General features: G+C 70.7%; 15 protein-coding genes. 4 read left to right on the forward strand and 11 right to left on the reverse strand.

Annotation, left to right across the window (positions count from 1 at the left end):
* Nucleotides 1-43: 43 nt before the first annotated feature.
* Together OG226_RS32260 and pepN are read right to left on the reverse strand one after the other, a co-directional pair.
* Nucleotides 44-1,081, reverse strand: a complete 1,038-nt coding sequence (locus OG226_RS32260) for a hypothetical protein (protein WP_328683327.1) — start codon at nt 1,079-1,081, stop codon at nt 44-46.
* A 283-nt stretch (nt 1,082-1,364) separates the two neighbouring features.
* Complete coding sequence (pepN, locus tag OG226_RS32265) at nt 1,365-3,977, reverse strand: aminopeptidase N (RefSeq protein WP_328683328.1); 2,613 nt, start codon at nt 3,975-3,977, stop codon at nt 1,365-1,367.
* A gap of 150 nt (nt 3,978-4,127) precedes the next feature.
* Here pepN and OG226_RS32270 point away from each other — a divergent pair, with 150 nt between their 5' ends.
* The gene (locus OG226_RS32270; protein WP_328683329.1) at nt 4,128-4,781 is read left to right on the forward strand and encodes a mycothiol-dependent nitroreductase Rv2466c family protein; all 654 of its coding nucleotides are present in this window, start codon (nt 4,128-4,130) and stop codon (nt 4,779-4,781) included.
* A 12-nt stretch (nt 4,782-4,793) separates the two neighbouring features.
* Here the strand turns inward: OG226_RS32270 and OG226_RS32275 are convergent, their stop codons facing one another.
* The 3 genes from OG226_RS32275 to OG226_RS32285 all read right to left on the reverse strand — a co-directional run bounded on the left by OG226_RS32275 (nt 4,794) and on the right by OG226_RS32285 (nt 7,727).
* Entirely contained in the window at nt 4,794-4,988 is a 195-nt protein-coding gene (locus OG226_RS32275) for a hypothetical protein (protein ID WP_328683330.1), read from the reverse strand.
* 107 nt (nt 4,989-5,095) lie between these two features.
* A complete protein-coding gene (locus OG226_RS32280; RefSeq protein ID WP_329350870.1) occupies nt 5,096-6,517 on the reverse strand; it encodes an FGGY-family carbohydrate kinase in 1,422 nt (473 codons plus the stop codon).
* Between the two features lie 169 nt (nt 6,518-6,686).
* Entirely contained in the window at nt 6,687-7,727 is a 1,041-nt protein-coding gene (locus OG226_RS32285) for a 2-hydroxyacid dehydrogenase (protein WP_329350871.1), read from the reverse strand.
* 74 nt (nt 7,728-7,801) lie between these two features.
* On the opposite strand from OG226_RS32285, the gene OG226_RS32290 reads away from it, so the two are divergent.
* The 3 genes from OG226_RS32290 to OG226_RS32300 all read left to right on the forward strand — a co-directional run bounded on the left by OG226_RS32290 (nt 7,802) and on the right by OG226_RS32300 (nt 10,254).
* Entirely contained in the window at nt 7,802-9,262 is a 1,461-nt protein-coding gene (locus tag OG226_RS32290) for an FGGY-family carbohydrate kinase (RefSeq protein ID WP_443067013.1), read from the forward strand.
* Nucleotides 9,259-9,867, forward strand: coding sequence for a histidine phosphatase family protein (locus OG226_RS32295; protein WP_329350873.1), 609 nt, complete (start codon nt 9,259-9,261; stop codon nt 9,865-9,867). Before OG226_RS32290 ends, OG226_RS32295 begins: the two co-directional genes overlap by 4 nt.
* A 117-nt stretch (nt 9,868-9,984) precedes the next feature.
* A complete protein-coding gene (locus tag OG226_RS32300) occupies nt 9,985-10,254 on the forward strand; it encodes a hypothetical protein (protein WP_329350874.1) in 270 nt (89 codons plus the stop codon).
* Nucleotides 10,255-10,361: 107 nt separating this feature from the next.
* Here OG226_RS32300 and OG226_RS32305 read toward each other — a convergent pair whose 3' ends face one another.
* The 6 genes from OG226_RS32305 to OG226_RS32330 all read right to left on the reverse strand — a co-directional run bounded on the left by OG226_RS32305 (nt 10,362) and on the right by OG226_RS32330 (nt 16,148).
* Entirely contained in the window at nt 10,362-10,997 is a 636-nt protein-coding gene (locus OG226_RS32305; protein WP_329350875.1) for a superoxide dismutase, read from the reverse strand.
* A gap of 75 nt (nt 10,998-11,072) precedes the next feature.
* The gene (locus OG226_RS32310) at nt 11,073-11,963 is read right to left on the reverse strand and encodes a TauD/TfdA dioxygenase family protein (protein WP_329350876.1); all 891 of its coding nucleotides are present in this window, start codon (nt 11,961-11,963) and stop codon (nt 11,073-11,075) included.
* Between the two features lie 11 nt (nt 11,964-11,974).
* A complete protein-coding gene (locus tag OG226_RS32315; RefSeq protein WP_329350877.1) occupies nt 11,975-13,309 on the reverse strand; it encodes an LLM class flavin-dependent oxidoreductase in 1,335 nt (444 codons plus the stop codon).
* 180 nt (nt 13,310-13,489) lie between these two features.
* Nucleotides 13,490-14,224 (reverse strand): ABC transporter ATP-binding protein, encoded by a 735-nt coding sequence (locus tag OG226_RS32320; protein ID WP_329350878.1) that lies wholly within the window; start codon nt 14,222-14,224, stop codon nt 13,490-13,492.
* Nucleotides 14,200-15,081, reverse strand: a complete 882-nt coding sequence (locus OG226_RS32325) for an ABC transporter permease (RefSeq protein WP_443044818.1) — start codon at nt 15,079-15,081, stop codon at nt 14,200-14,202. Before OG226_RS32325 ends, OG226_RS32320 begins: the two co-directional genes overlap by 25 nt.
* A complete protein-coding gene (locus OG226_RS32330; RefSeq protein ID WP_329350879.1) occupies nt 15,078-16,148 on the reverse strand; it encodes an ABC transporter substrate-binding protein in 1,071 nt (356 codons plus the stop codon). The genes OG226_RS32325 and OG226_RS32330 overlap by 4 nt, the downstream gene beginning before the upstream one ends.
* Nucleotides 16,149-16,259 lie beyond the last annotated feature (111 nt).

Genomic DNA, 16,259 nt, shown 5'->3' on the forward strand with positions numbered 1-16,259 from the left:
GGTGGCCCCTCCTCTCCCCTCCTGATCCCGCCCCGGTCCGTCACTACCGGGGCAGCACCACGACATACGCGGCCGGATCGCGGTCCGCCGACGCCATGAGCGCCGTACGGACCACCGCCGCCTGTTGCTCCATCGCGTCCCGGAGCTTCTTCGGGGTGATGTGGACGACCGTGATGCCCAGCCGCTCCAGATGTTCGCGCTTGCGGGCGTACTCCGACCACAGGGCGTCCTCGTCCTGACGCGGGGCGCGGGTGTCGAGTTCTACGGCGACCGCCTGTTCCGGCCAGTACGCGTCCAGGCCGCCCAGGTGCGGGCCGCCGGGCAGCCGCAGGTCGACGTTCCAGACCGGGTCGGGGAGGCCGTGCTCGCTCACCATCCGGTAGAGGCGGTCCTCGGCGATTGCCCTGCCCTCCGCCAGGAGGGAGTCCACCGCGTCCACCACGTGCGGGCGGCTCAGCAGCTTGGCGTTGTTCAACTCCCTTACCACCGCGGCCGGTTCGCAGTGGCCGCCGCGTACCGCCTCGGTGAGCAGCCCGCGTACCGCGTTCGCGTCCGACAGTTCGGCCACCGCGTCCGCGAGGGCCCGCGGTACCGGGGCGACCGGGACGCCCTTCACCTGCTGCGGGGTGGGGAGCGCCGCCGTGCGGACGATCCGCGCGCAGCCGGTCGAGCGGAGTCGCCGCATCCGGGGGACCAGGACGTCGATCTGCTTGAGGGAGCGCAGTTCCGGGGCCGACGTGAAGCCGTGCAGGGTCAGCGCCGCCAGGCCCGTGAGCATCGTCTCCGTGTACGTCGGGCGGTGCGGGCCCTCCGCGCCGGGCTGGACCGGGACCCCCGCCGTCCGCTCCCGTGCCGTGTACATCAGCACCGCGTGCAGCCGCTCCTCGCCGGTGGGCGGGCCGGAGTGCAACAGGACGACACCGGGGAGGAGTTGCTGCCACGGCCCGTCGGGACGGCACCGCTCGTTCACCTCGGCGGCCGGGACGCCGTGCGCCCGGAGCTGAACCGTCGTCAGCACGCGGCGGTGCACCTCGGTGAGGTGGCTGAGGGGGCGGGGGGAGAGCGGGGTGTCGTGGTTCATGCAACGGGGTTTCCCGCGCCGGATCCGCTCCCTAACCGCTGTTACACGCTCGTCGACAAATCCGGACAACGCGGCACTAAAGGACAGGCGTTCGGATGCCGAGTAGGCGCCGAAAACCCCTGGTCCGGATGGGGTGGACCAGGGGTTACGGGGTGGATTACCTGTATTCAGTAACGGTGACGGAGAGGCCAATCACAGGCCAACGATCAGCCCCTCGGCCCCCAGCCCCTCGGCCCCCAGCCCCTCAGCCCCCAGCCCCTCAGCCCCTCAACTCCTCGGCCCCTCAGCCTTCAGCACCCCGCCCCTCGTTGTCCGCCGCCTGCGCCCGCAGCGCCCGCGCCAGATCGTCCCGCGACTCCAGCACCAGCCGCCGCAGCGCCGGCGCCGCCCCCTCGTGGGACGTCAGCCACGCGTCCGTCGCGTCCAGCGTCGCCTGCGCGTCCTCGGCCGCCGGGTACGCCGGGAACAGCCCCCGCACCACGTCCACGCCGATCTGGATCGACCGCTCCGACCACACCCGCTCGATCGCCGCGAAGTACTTCTCCGTGTACGGCGCGAGCAACTCCCGCTGCGACGGCTGCGCGAACCCCGCGATGGTCGCCTCGACGAGCGCGTTGGACAGCGCGTCCGACTCCACGACCTGCGCCCACGCCTGCGCCTTCACGGCCGCCGAGGGGCGGGCGGCGAGACAGCGGACCTGGTGGCGCTTGCCGGACGCGGTGTCGTCCCGGGCCAGTTCGGCGGCCACGACGGCCTCGTCGGCGGCGCCGTGCGCGGTCAGCGGCTCCAGGAACGCCCAGCGCAGCTCCTGGTCGACAGCCAGCCCCTCGATCTTCTCCGTACCCTCCAACAGGGCGTGCAGCAGGGCGAGTTCCTCCGGCGCCGACGCCACCGAAGCGAAGAACCGCGCCCACGCCAGCTGCCGCTCGCTGCCCGGCTCGGCGTCCCGCAGATCCCGCAGCGCGATGTGCGCCAGGATCTCCGCGCCGGTCCCGCGCCACCACGGCGGCGAGTAGTTGACCAGCGCCGAGTTCGCCCACGCGTGCAGCATCTGCAGGACACCGATGTCGGTCTCCCGCCGCCCGAACCGCGCCACCAGGTCGATGAAGTCCGGCGCGAGCAGCAACGCGTCCCGCGTCATGTTCCACAGCGCCGACCAGCACAGCGCCCGCGCCATCGGGTCGGTGAGCGCGCCGAGTCGCTCGCGCAGGGTCGCCAGCGACACGGCGTCGAAGCGGGTCTTGGCGTACGTGAGGTCCTCGTCGTTGACGAGCACCAGTTCCGGCGCGTCCGCACCGGCCAGCTCCACCACGACCGTCCGCGGCCCGTCGACGTCCACCTCGGCCCGCTCGTACCGCACGAGCCGGCCGTCCTCCATCCGGTAGAGGCCCACCACGACCCGGTGCGGGCGGAGTTCGGGGTGCGACTCCGCCGCCTCCTGAATCACCGTCAGCTCGGCGATACGGCCGCCCTCCACGTCCAACACCACTTGCGGAGTGAGGGAGTTGACCCCGGCCGTCTGGAGCCACGACCGAGACCAGGACGCCATGTCCCGCCCGCTCGTCTCCTCCAGCACCGACAACAGGTCACCGAGGCGCGTGTTGCCGTACGCGTTCCGCTTGAAGTAGCGCCGCGCGCCCTCAAGGAACGCGTCCTGGCCGACGTACGCCACCAACTGCTTCAGTACGGAAGCCCCCTTGGCGTACGTGATGCCGTCGAAGTTGAGCTTCGCGTCCTGGAGGTCGCGGATGTCGGCGGTGATCGGGTGTGTGGACGGGAGTTGGTCCGCGCGGTACGCCCACGCCTTGCGGCGGTTGGCGAAGCTGATCCAGGCATCGGTGAAGCGGGTCGCGCCGACGTTCGCGAACACGCCCATGAAGTCGGCGAACGACTCCTTCAGCCACAGGTCGTCCCACCACTCCATGGTGACGAGGTCGCCGAACCACATGTGCGCCATCTCGTGCAGGATCGTGTTCGCCCGCCCCGAGTACGACGCCTGCGTGACCTTCCCCCGGAAGATGTACTCCTCGCGGAAGGTGACGAGCCCCGGGTTCTCCATCGCGCCGAGGTTGTACTCCGGCACGAACGCCTGGTCGTACTTCCCGAAGGGGTACGGGTAGTCGAAGTGCTCGTGGAAGAAGTCCAGGCCCTGCTTGGTGATCAGGAAGACGTCGTCGGCGTCGAAGTACGGCGCCAGACCCTTGCGGCACATCGCGCCGAGCGGGATCTCCAGCGTCGTACCGTCGTCGAAGGTGCGGGAGTAGGAGTCCGTCACGTAGTGGTACGGGCCCGCCGCGAACGCCGTGATGTACGTCGAGATCGGCTTCGTCTCCGCGAACTTCCATACACCGTCCGCCAGTTCGCCGACGCCGTTGCTCCACACCGTCCAGCCCTCGGGGGCCCGCACCTCGGCGCGGAACGGCGCCTTGAGGTCCGGCTGCTCGAAGGTGGCGAAGACGCGGCGCGAGTCGGCCGGCTCGTACTGGGTGTAGAGGTAGACCTCGCCGTCCTCGGGGTCGACGAAGCGGTGCATGCCCTCGCCGGTACGGGAGTACGCGCACCGCGCGTCGACGATCAGCTCGTTCTCGGCGGCCAGGTCCTCCAGCTGGACGCGCGTGCCGTCGAAGACCGCGCCCGGGTCGAGGTCCTTGCCGTTGAGCGAGATGGCGGTGACGGCCGGCGCGATCAGGTCCGCGAAACTCGCCGCGCCCGGCTCGGCGCAGCGGAACCGGATCGTGGTCACCGACCGGAAGGTCCGCGGCCCCTCCGCGGCGCCCTCGCCCCCGGCGGAGTCACCCACCGCCGAACGCAGGTCGAGGGACACGTCGTACCCGTCGACGGACAGCAGGGCGGCCCGCTCACGGGCCTCGTCGCGGGTCAGATTCTCACCGGGCACGGAGGCACTCCCTCGGATGGTGTTCGATCAACGGTGTTCGCTATGCGGTCAGGGCCGATCCTGCCATGTGCCCCTGACGGCGGGTACCCGGGAATGAGGTGGCGAGGGGCGGTGTTGCGGTGGGGAAACGGCCGTATTCCGAGGAGCGTCATGTCTGAGACCGCCAAGACCCCCGTGGACTTCTGGTTCGACCCCCTGTGCCCCTGGGCCTGGATGACCTCCCGGTGGGTGCTGGAAGTGGAGAAGGTCCGGGACATCGAGGTCCGCTGGCACATCATGAGCCTGGCGGTGCTCAACGAGCCCCGGCTCGACGAGCTGCCCGAGGAGTACCGCGAGCTGCTCGCCACCAAGGCGTGGAAGCCGATCCGCGTGGTCACCGCCGCCTGGCAGAAGCACGGCCCGGACATCCTGGGCCCGCTCTACACCGCGCTCGGCACCCGCATCCACAACAACGGCGAGGGCCCGACCATCGAGGCCGTCGCCGGCGCGCTCGCGGACGTCGGCCTGCCCGCCGACCTGATCGACTACGCGGACCAGGAGGACTTCGAGTTCGACGCCGAGCTGCGCGCCTCCCACAAGGAGGGCATCGACAAGGTCGGCCAGGACGTCGGCACCCCCGTCATCGCCGTCCCCGGCCCCGACGGCGAGCAGATCGCCTTCTTCGGCCCGGTCGTCACCCCCGCCCCCAAGGGGGAGGAGGCGGCCCGCCTCTGGGACGGCACGGTCGCGGTGGCCTCGGTCCCCGGTTTCTACGAGCTGAAGCGCACCCGCACCAAGGGCCCGGACTTCAGCAACCTGGTCTAGGCACGGCGGCGCTCACTCCGGGGCGGTGGCCTTCTCCTCACGGAACTTCTCGGGGAGATCGCCGCCGCGTCGCGTGCTGAACCACGGCTGGTACCACACACAGCCCTTGACGTCGCAGCGCCACAGATCGTGCACGAAGTGCCGGGGCCCCTTCTCCTCACGGACGGTGGCCTTCTCGGCGGCGACCATCCTCCGGAAGTCCTGCATCCCACGACAGTTCGGGCACCATTTTCGACGTACCGCCATGAACTCCTCCTCGCCACGCACGGCCAGGCCGGTAGTACACCGCGAATCGCGGGCGCCCGCCCCCGAAATCACCGGCTCCGGTGCCGCGCTGCCGCCAGCCGCGCCAGATGGTCCTCGAACCCCTTGGCGTAGAACGCGGCCCGCCCCGCGTCCGGCTCCACGATCTCCGTCGGCCGCGTCCACACCCCCGCGTCCAGCGGAACCCCGTACCGCTCGGCCGCCGCGAGCACCGCACCCCGCGCCCCCACCTCACCCTCCACGACCCGCAACGGCCGCCCCAGCACATCCGCGAGCAGCCGCATCCAGGCCGGGCTGCGCGTACCCCCACCGCACACGGCCAGCGACCCCGTCAGCCCCGCCGCCTCCAGACAGTGCCGGGCCGCGTAACCGATGCCCTCGCAGGTCGCCCGGATCAGGTCGGCGGGCGTCGACTCCAGGGAGACACCGGTGAGTTCGGCGCGGAGACGGGGCTCGACGAAGGGCGCGCGCTCACCGGACGGCGCGAAGTACGGCAGCACCCGCACCCCGTTCGCGCCCGGCGGGGTCGCCGCGAGCAGCCCGTCGACCTCCTCGTGCCGGACGCCGGTCGTCGACAGCACCCAGTCCAGGGCCGCCGTACCGACCATCGCCGGCATGGCCCGCAACCAGTGCCCCGGCCGGTCGAGGGAGATGTACAGCCCGGCCGGTTCACCGCTCAGGTCCAGCTCCGTGGTCGCGACCAGACCGGCGAGACACGTCCCCACGATGAGCAGCCCGTCACCCGGTTCCGTCACCCCCGCACCGAGCGCACACGCGGGCAGGTCGTACGGCCCGTTGGCGATCCGGGTCCCCGCCGGCAGCCCCTCGCCGCGCGTCTCGGCCGTCGCGACCGGATCGCTGACCGGCGCCAGCAGCCGCCGTCGCCGCGTCAGCCCGAGAAGCTCGACGACACCGTTGTCGTACGACCGCGTCCGGGGGTCGAGGAACGGCATCGACGCGTCCGAGACATCGGTGGTCGCCCGCACCCCCGTCAGCCGCTGGAACACCATGTCCTTGCAGTACAGGGCGGTGGCGGCAGCGTCCAGCGAGGCGGGCTCGTGCGCCGCGAGCCACGCCAGCAGCGGCCCCGGACACCCGGGGAACATCGCGCTCCCGGTCCGCCGGAACACCGTCTCGAAGGTCCCGTCCGCCAGCCACTGATCGAGCAGTTCGTGCGCCCGCCCGTCCATCCAGGACGCCGCCGCCCGCACCGGCCGCCCCTCCGCGTCCACCAGCCACACCCCGTCGCCCTGCCCGGTCAGCCCGGCGAGCTCGAACGGTCCGTCCACGTCCGACGTGAGTTCGTCGAGCACGGCGACGACCGCGCCGTAGACCTCGTCCATGTCCTGCTCGACGAACCCGCCGCGCATCGACAGGCCCACCGGCCGGGCCGCTACGGCGAGTTGGTGCCCGGAGCCGTCGAAGGCGGCGGCCTTCACCGTGGATGTGCCGACATCGATTCCGACGTACATAACGCCTCCTTCTTTTTTGGCTCGGTCGCCTTCGGGGCGCCCAAGCCGGTGTCGAGAGCACGACCGTGCTCAGCGCTCCGCGCCTCCGCGCGCTCGTACTCTCGACACCGGCGCGCCCCTACGGCTCCCTCGCGGCCGACGCGTGGGGACAGTGAATGTTGGTGGGCCCTCACCCCAGTTCGTGCGCGAGCGGCTCCCGACGCGCCCACCGTCCCACCTCCGCCGCCGCGATCCGCGCCGCCTTCTCGGCCACGGCCCGGGACGCGCCCCCGAGATGCGGGGTCAGGGTGACCCGGTCGGCGAAGCCGAACAGCCGTGCCCCGGCGGGCAACGGCTCGCGCGCGTAGGTGTCCAGTGCGGCAGCCGACACCTGCCCGCGCTCCAACGCGTCGCACAGCGCCTCCTCGTCCAGCAACGGACCCCGCGCCACATTCACCACCACCGCGCCGGGCCGCAGCAGCGCCAGCTCGCGGGCACCGATCAGACCACGCGTCTCCGGGGTCAACCGGGCGTGCAGCGTGATGACTTGGGAACGCCGGAGGAGCTCGTCCAGCCCGCTGACCCGGAGTCCGTGGATCTCGCCGTGCACATACGGGTCGTACACCATCACGCGCGCCCCGAAGGCACAGAGCACCCGCGCCACCCGGCTGCCGACGGCCCCGTACCCGACGAGCCCGACCGGCAGATCCTCCAGCTCCAACCCGCTCTGCTCGTAGGTGTAGTAGGCGGCCCCTGCTTCCCAACTCCCCTGCCCGGAGAGGAGTTCATGGGCCTGCGGGATGCGCCGCAGGGCGGCCAGCATCATCCCGATGGTGAACTCGGCGGTCGCGGCGGCGTTGCGCCCCGGCGCGAAGCACACCCGTACGTCGTGGGTCTTCGCCGCGTCCAGGTTGACGTTGACGGGACCGCCCCGGCACACGACGACCAGCCGCAGATCCGGGCAGGCCGCGAGCACGCGCTCGGTGACCGGGCCCATCTGGGTGACGAGCACCTGGCCGCCGCTGCTCCGCAGGGCGTCGATCACCTCGTCCTCGGCATCGCCGGCCTCCTCCACCTCACCGACGGGCCCGAAGGGCTCCAGGGGCCAGCCGAGCGTCAACTCGCGCACGGCGAAGGGGTGTTCGCGCAGTTCCTCGGCGACGGCCGACGTGATCAGCGAAGGCAGTACGAAATGGTCACCGGCGGCGACGACACGCAGGGTCTCGGTCATCGTGGGGCTCCCTCCCTCTCCGCCACGATGAACGGGGAACGACGAATGCGTAACCCCTGTGGGAGGTCCGGATGATGTTCGACTGCGAAGCCGAGGCGTGGCTGGGGATCGACCTGGGCACGCAGAGCGTCCGCGCGCTGCTGGTCACGGCCGACGGCACGGTCCTCGGCGCGGGCACCGCCCCGCTGACCAACCACCGGGACGGCGTACGGCACGAACAGGACCCGGGGGAGTGGTGGGAGGCGGTGTGCACGGCGTCCCGGGCCGCGATGTCGCAGGGATCCTCACGGGTACGGGCGATCGGCGGCCTCGCGGTGTGCGGCACCTCCGGGACCGTCCTGTTGACGGACGCCCAAGGCCGCCCGCTCACACAGGGGTTGATGTACGACGACGGGCGCGCGGTGGAGGAGGCGGCGCGGGTCGGGAGGCAGACGAGCTGGGCACTGCCGAAGGCGTTGTGGCTGTTGGACGCGTACGGGTGGAAGGAGGGGAGGGGGCAGGCGGCCCGGGTGACGCACCAACCCGACGTGATCACCGCGCGGTTGACGGGAGAGGTGGTCCCGACCGACTCCAGCCACGCCCTCAAGACGGGCTACGACGCGGAGCGCGAGGCGTGGCCGCCCCAACTGGCCCACTTGGGCGCGGTGTTGCCGGAGGTCGTCCGCCCCGGCACCCGGCTGGGCGAGGTCTGCCGGGCCGCCGCGGAAGCGACCGGCATCCCTGCGGGCACCCCGGTCGTCGCGGGGATGACGGACGGCTGTGCGGCCCAGATCGCGTCGGGGGCGTTGCGCTCCGGCGCCTGGAACTCGGTGCTCGGCACCACCCTGGTTCTCAAGGGAGCATCCGCGAACCCCGTCCGGGACGACGCCGGGGTGGTCTACAACCACCGGTCACCGGACGGCAGTTGGCTGCCGGGCGGGGCGTCGAGTGTGGGCGCGGGGGCGCTGCCGGTGGGGCCGGACCCGTCGGAGATGGACATCCGGGCGGCCGAGTACGAACCGTCGGACGCCCTGACGTATCCCCTGGCCTCGCCCGGAGAACGCTTCCCGTTCCTGGCCCCGGAGGCCACCGCCTTCACACTCGGCACCCCGGCGTCCGAGGCGGACCGATGGGCGGCGGTACTGCAGGGCGTGGCGTTCACGGAGCGCCTGTGCCTCGACTACCTGCACCACCTGGGCGCGCTGATGGACGGCCCCCTCACCTTCACGGGCGGCGCGGCCCGCAGCGCGTACTGGAACCAGCTCCGAGTCGACATCCTCGGCCGCCCGGCCCGAGTGCCGGAACAGATCGAACCCGCCCTGGGAATGGCGGTGTTGGCGGCGTACGGAACGGGGACGGGTGGCATCGCTCTGCCGGATGTGGCCGACCGGATGGTCCGCATCCGAACGGTCCTCGAACCCCGCGCGTCCCACACGGCCCGCTTCACCGAGCCGTACGCTCGCCTGGTGGACGAACTGGAGACCCGAGGCTGGCTGCCGACCCCGCTCGCGACCCACACCCGCACCCGCCTGAACCAGGACACGATCGACTCATGAGCGCCACCACCCTCCTCCTCGCCCGCCACGGCCAGACCACCTGGCACGCCGAGAACCGCTACGCCGGCATCAGCGACGTCGCCCTGACGGACACGGGGGTCGCGCAGGCGGAAGCCCTGGGCCGCTGGGCCGCAGCCCACCCGGTCGACGCGATCTGGACGTCCCCCCTCTCCCGAGCGGTCCGCACGGCGGCCCCCGCCGCCCGCGCCCTGAACCTCACCCCCCACACCGAACCCGCCCTGCGCGAATGTGACTTCGGCGTGGTGGAGGGCCGTACCCTCGCGGAGTTCGCGGCGGAGAACCCCGGGGCGGCGGAGGCCTTCCGGTCCGACCCGGTGGCGAATCCCTTCCCGGAGGCCGAGGATCCGCCGGCCGCCGCCGAACGAGGCACCGCCGCCCTGCGCCGCATCGCGGTCGCCCACCCCGACCAACGCGTCCTGATCGTGGCCCACAACACCCTGCTCCGCCTGGTGCTGTGCCGGTTGCTAGGGATTCCGCTCGGCGAGTACCGGCGGGTGTTCCCGCAGCTGCGCAACGCGGCGGTGTCCGAGATCCGGATGGCGCCGGGTGGGACGGCGTTCCTCTCGCTTAACGTGCCTGTGTGATCGACGGCCGAAAAAGGGTGGATCCGACGGCGTGCGTCCGCGCAGGACATCGAGGACTTCGAGAACGGGCAGGCGCTGCTTGTCGCGGGGTTCACGAAGAGCATCGGCGGGGCAGCCATGTCCTCGGTCGGCAAGGGCAGGCAGATCGCACGCCTCAGATCGGGACAACTGCGCCTGGCCGTGGGGGAGGAACCGGTCTGGACAGACCGGCGGGGAGAGCGGACCGCGAGCCTGAGACCGCCGTTCTCCCTCAAGCCCACCGGTGTGAAGCTGCCGCTGGGACCGAAGTTCGAGCGCTACGAACTCGTCACCGCCGACGGCACGTTCGACCTGGCGCTCCCCGAGAAGGACCGGGAACCGGTGAGGCACGCCTTCGAGGCGAAGTGAGGTGAGGAGGACCCCCGCGAGTCACGTCCTCGCGGGGGTCCTCCTGTTCATCCGCCCGCCCGCGTGAAAGGTGAGAAGACGATCACGAGGCAGGACGCTTCATGGGGTCATACCGGCAGGATCGTCTGCCGGGACCTCGCCGCCTCGTAACGCCTCGCCACGTCCTGCCAGTTGACGACCGCCCACATCGCGTCGATGAAGTCGACCTTCTGGTTCCGGTACTGGAGGTAGAAGGCGTGCTCCCAGGCGTCGAAGACGAGGAGGGGGGTCGAGCCCTGGCCGACGTTGCCCTGGTGGTCGTAGACCTGCTCGACGATCAGACGGCCGCTCAACGGCTCGTGGGCGAGGACGCCCCAGCCCGAACCCTGCGTCGTCGCGGCGGCCTTGGTGAGCTGGGCCTTGAAGCCGGCGAAGGAGCCGAAGGAGTCGGTGATGGCGTCGGCGAGGCCGCCGACGCCATCCGCGGCCAGCGGTTCGCCGCCGCCGTCGCCCGTCATGTTGTGCCAGTAGATGCTGTGCAGGATGTGGCCGGAGAGGTGGAACGCCAGGTTCTTCTCCAGGCCGTTGACCGACCCCCACCGCTCCTTGTCGCGCGCCTCCGCCAACTGCTCCAGCGAGTCGTTGGCTCCCTTGACGTACGCCGCGTGGTGCTTGTCGTGGTGCAGCTCGATGATCTCGGGGCTGATCACGGGCGCGAGCGCGGAGTAGTCGTAGGGCAGGTCGGGCAGCGTGTAGACGGGCATGGCGGATCGATCCCCTTCGAGCCTTGTTGCACATAGGTTGCAACTACAACCTAGCAGCGAGAAGGCTCTGTGTGGCTACTCCGCCACCGACGTGTAGTGCGACGCGTCCCCCTCGATCGAGTAGCTCTCCTTGCCCTCGATGCCGACCGGGATGTCGCCGGCGACGGTGACGCGGTTGAGGCGGCGGGGCTGGTCGTCGTAGTTGTCGATGGCGTAGTGCTGGGTGATGCGGTTGTCGAAGAGGACGAGCTGGTCGGGGGACCAGCGCCAGCGCAGGATGTTCTCCGGGCGGGTGACGTACGCCTGGAGGAGATCCAGGATCTTGCGGGACTCGCCCGCGGACAGGCCGACGATCCGCTGCGCGAAACCCCCGATGAACAGGCCGCGTTCGCCGGTCAGCGGGTGGACGCGGACGACCGGGTGGACCGTACGGAACGTGATCGACGTGAACTGGGCGCGCTGGGCCGCCTTCTCGTCGTCGATCTCCTCCTCCGGTACGGCGTAGTCGTAGTCGTTGGTGTGCTCCGCCCAGAGGGTGTCCGCCAGGACGCGCAGCGGCTGGGGGAGGTCGCGGTAGGCCGCCGCCGAACTGGCGATCAGGGTCTCGCCGCCGTACGGCGGGATCGTGATGCTGCGCAGGGTGCTGGCCTGGGGCGGGTTGAGGACGAAGGTGACGTCCGTGTGCCAGTGGTTGGCGCGACCGCGCTCGCTGTCGACGGGCAGGACGTTCGGGGCGCCGTCGACCGCGGGCACGGTGGGGTGCGCGGTGGTGAGGTCGCCGAAGTGGCGGGCGAAGGCCTCCTGGCCCTCGTCGTCGAGGTGGACGTCGTCGAAGACCAGGGCCTTGTGGACGTTGAGGGCCTCGCGGAGAGCGGTTGTCTGTTCTTCGTTCAGCGGCTTGTTGATGTCCACGCCCGACACGCGGGCGCCGATGTTCGCGGTGACCTTCTGGATCTCGATGGACATGTGAAGTCCTTTCAGACGAGCGCGGGTCGGGCGTACTGGTTGGTGGGGCGGGGGAGGCCGTAGCGCTCCCGGAGGGTCGTGCGTGGGCCGTACTCCGTGCGGAGGAGGCCGCGGGTGCGGAGGAGCGGGACGACGTGGTCGACGAAGGCGTCGAGGCCGGACGGCAGCACCGCGGGCATGATGTTGAAGCCGTCGGCCGCGCCCTGCGTGAACCACGACTCGATCGCGTCGGCGACCTGCTCCGGGGTACCGGCGAAGGTGAGATGCCCGCGCCCGCCACCGAGTCGGCCGATGAGTTGCCGTACGGTCAGCCGGTCGCGGCGGGCCAGTTCGACGACGAGTGTGTAGCGGCTCTTCGCGCCCTCGATGGAGTCCTCGGGAGGCAGATCGGCGGGGAGTGGGGCGTCCAACTCCAGCGTGTCTGGGGGTAGTTGGAGGAGTCGCTCCAAGCGGTCCACGCCGTGCGTGTACACGATGTGGTCCTCCAGCAGCCGCTCGCTGGCCCGCGCCTCGGCCTCCGTCGAACCGAGCACCGGGACGATGCCGGGCAGCACCTTGATGTGCTCGGGGTCCCGGCCGGCCGCCGCCGTACGGGACTTGAGGTCCTTGTAGAAGGCCTGCGCATCGGCCAGGGTCTGCTGCGCCGTGAACACCGCCTCCGCGTACCGCGCCGCGAACGCCTTGCCGTCCTCGCTCGAACCCGCCTGTACGAGCAGGGGATAACCCTGGGGTGAGCGGGGGACGTTGAGAGCACCCGCGACACTGAAGTGCGTCCCCTGGTGACGCGGCGGGTGGATCTTCGCGTCGTCGCCCCACACGCCGGCCGCCTTGTCGGCGACGATCGCGTCGTCCTCCCAGCTGTCCCAGAGCTTCAGCGCCACATCGAGGAACTCGGCTGCCCGCGCGTACCGTTCGGCGTGCGCGGGCTCGTGCTCCAGACCGAAGTTCCGGGCGGCCTCGGCACCGGCGGTGGTGACGATGTTCCAACCCGCCCTGCCGCCGCTGATGATGTCGAGCGAGGCGAACCTACGGGCCAGGTTGTAGGGGGAGTTGTACGACGTGGACGCCGTGGCGATCAGGCCGATGTGCTCGGTGGCCGTCGCCAGCGCGGTGAGGAGAGTGAGGGGTTCCAGTGCTCCGGCGGGGCGTTGGGCGAGGTTGCTCCACAACTGCGGGCCGTCTGCCAGGAAGAGGGAGTCGAAGGTGCCGCGCTCCGCGATCCGGGCGAGGTGCGTGTAGTGCTCCAGCTCGACGTGGGCGTAGGGGTTGCTCTCCGGGAGACGCCAGGAGGCCTCGTGGTGACCGGTGTTCATGAGGAAGGCGTTGAGGTGGAGTTGGCGGGGCATGGGAGGTCCTTCAGGTGAGGGTTCAGGGTGGGTGAATCAGCCCGTTGGGGGTCCCCCTCTGGGGGAGTTTGAGGACGAGGCCCCTTCAGGGCCGATGGGGGTCTGGGGGCGCGGCCCCCAGCGGGCGGCACGAGCAGCCGACGTTCACCAACCAGCGGACGTTCACCAACCAGCCGACGCTCACCGGGAATCCGACGTCACACCGAGCGCCGCCAGCAACCGCTCCCGGTACTCCGCACGCGGCACCTCGGGGTCGACCACCAGGTCCAGCCCGATCCGCCCCTCCTCCAGCACCAGCACCCGATCCACAAGCACGATCGCCTCATCCACGTCATGGGTGACCAGCAGCACCGAGGGCCGATGCCGCTCCCACAGCTCCCGGAGCAGCACATGCATCCGGATGCGGGTCAGCGCGTCCAGTGCCCCGAACGGCTCGTCCGCCAGCAGGAGTTCAGGCTCACGGACGAGCGAACGGGCCAGTGCCGCCCGCTGCGCCTCACCCCCGGACAGCTCGTTCGGCCAGGCCCGCTCCCGCCCGGCGAGCCCCACCTCGGCCAGGGCTTCGCGCCCCTTCGCGGCGGCTTCCTTGCCCTCCGTGCCCAGCAGCACGTTGTCGAGAACGCGCCGCCACGGCAGCAGGCGGGAGTCCTGGAAAACCACCGACACCCGCTCAGGGGCGGTGAGTTGACCACTCCCGACGACCTCGTGGTCGAGCCCCGCGATGGCCCGCAGCAACGTGCTCTTGCCGGAACCGCTGTGCCCGAGCAGCGCGGTGAACTGCCCGGCGGGCAGATCCAGATCGATGTGGTCGAGGACCGTACGCCCGTCGAACGACCTTGTAAGAGAGCGGAGTTGGACCGCGGGAACCGTAGGGACGGCGGTCGCGGTGGTCAGCTGCTGAGTGTGCGGCGCCATGACAGCACCCTCCGTTCGACGAGACGGACCGCGCTGTCGGAGACCAGGCCGAACACGCCGTAGATCAGCAGGCCGACGAGGATGACGTCCGACTGGCCGTAGTTCTGGGCCTGGAACATCATGTAACCGAGGCCGCTGGTGGCGTTGATCTGCTCCAGGACCACCAGGCTCAGCCAGGAACCGGTCACCCCGAGGCGCAGGCCCACGAAGAAGCCGGGCAGGGCGCCGGGGATGACGATCTGGCGGACGAACTGGAGCCTCGACAGCCCCTGGACCTCGGCCAGTTCGACATAGCGGTGGTCGATGCCGGACAGCGCGGCGTGCAGGTTGAGGTAGATCGGGATGTAGACGACGATCGCGATGATGGCGATCTTGAAGGTCTCGCCGATGCCCAGCCAGAGGATGAACAGCGGGATGAGGCCGAGGGTGGGGATGGCCCGGTTGAGCTGCACGGTCCCGTCGATCAGCGCCTCGCCGATCCGGCTCAGCCCGGCCGCCAGCGCGAGGACGACACCGGCGGTGAGGCCGAGCGCGAAGCCGTAGGCGGCGCGTTCCAGCGAGGTCAGCATGTCCGTGGGGAGCGTGCCGGACGTCCACAGCCGGCCGGCGGTCTTCAACACCGTCCAGGGCGCGGGGATCGCGGCCGGGTCCAACTGCCCGGCGGCGGAGGCGACGGCCCACAGGGCGAGGAAGAGCACGGGTCCGACGGCCCGGGAGGCGGGCAGTCGTTTGCCGGGGGCGAGCCCGCGCCGTCGCCTCCGCCGTACGGCCGCGCTCCCCTCGACTGCGGTCTCCGGTACGGAGGTTGCGACGGACGCGTCCGTCGTCGGGGACGTGGAGGTCGTCACGGCCGTCACCTCCGGTACTCCGCCGCCACGGCCTTCGCCGCGATCCCCTCGAAGCGCCGGTCGAAGAGCGAGTCCACCGTGAACTCCTTCACGAAGCCGCCCTCCGCGAGCAGATCGGCGGTCTCCTGCTCCCACTTCACGGCCTCGTCCCAACTCGGCGAGAACAACGGCTTGTTGGCGAGCGCGGTGACCGACTTGGCCTGCGCGAGGGTCAGGTTCTGCGTCTTGACGTAGAACTCCTCGTTCCAGGCGTCCGGATGCTCGTACTGCCAGACCTGGCCCTGTGCCCACTGCGGGATGTAGGCGGCGATCGCGGCCGCCTTCGCCGGGTCCGCCAGCACGGCGGACGGCGCCCACAACAGATTGAGCAGGTCTACGACATCGGTGGTGATCGCGCGGGCGCCCTTCGCCTCGTACTGCTTGAGGTACGCCGGTGCCTGGCTGTTGGCGAGCGGGGCGACGTCGACCTGGCCCGACTGGAGGGCCGTGAAGAACTGGTTGCTGGTGAGCGGGACCAGTCTCACCTCGTCGTACTTCAGCCCGGCTTCCTTCAACGCCCGCAGCAGTACGACGCCTTGGGCCTGCCCCTGCGAGAACGCCAGCTTCTTGCCCTTGAAGTCGGCGACCGTGTGGATGTCGCTGCCGGGCTTGGTGGCGAAGAGGTAGTTGGGCTTGCGGGTGACGTCGATCGCGACGATCTTCGCGTCGTAGCCCTGGTAGTGCGCCTGGATCGGCGGGATGCCCGCGTTGTTGGCGAGGTCCAGGGACTTGGCGCGGAACGCGTTGATGACATCGGGACCGGCCCCGATGTTCACCCAACTCGACACGGTGAAGGGCAACTTGGGCAGTTTCGCCAGCTTGAACTGGAGCTGCTGGGTGCTCAGGTACGAGGAGATCCTCAGGCTCGTGCCGGACGGGACCTTCTCGGCGAGCGGGGCGGACAGTCCGGCCCCCGACTTGGCGGCCGCGGCACTGCTCGTGGCACAGCCGCTGAGGCCGGCGATGCCTGCGGCGGCACCGAGCACGGAGGTGAGGAAGAGCCGCCGGTCGACGCCGGGCGCACGGGAATGAGGCATGGGAGGACTCCCTGATCAAAAGTCGCGGGAACGCGGGAACGCACGCGGAATTCACGGACGGAGAAAGACGGACCAGTCCGGAGAAGGAAATTCAGGCAGCATGAGACCGGC

This window comes from Streptomyces sp. NBC_01261 (assembly GCF_036226385.1).
GTDB lineage: Bacteria > Actinomycetota > Actinomycetes > Streptomycetales > Streptomycetaceae > Streptomyces.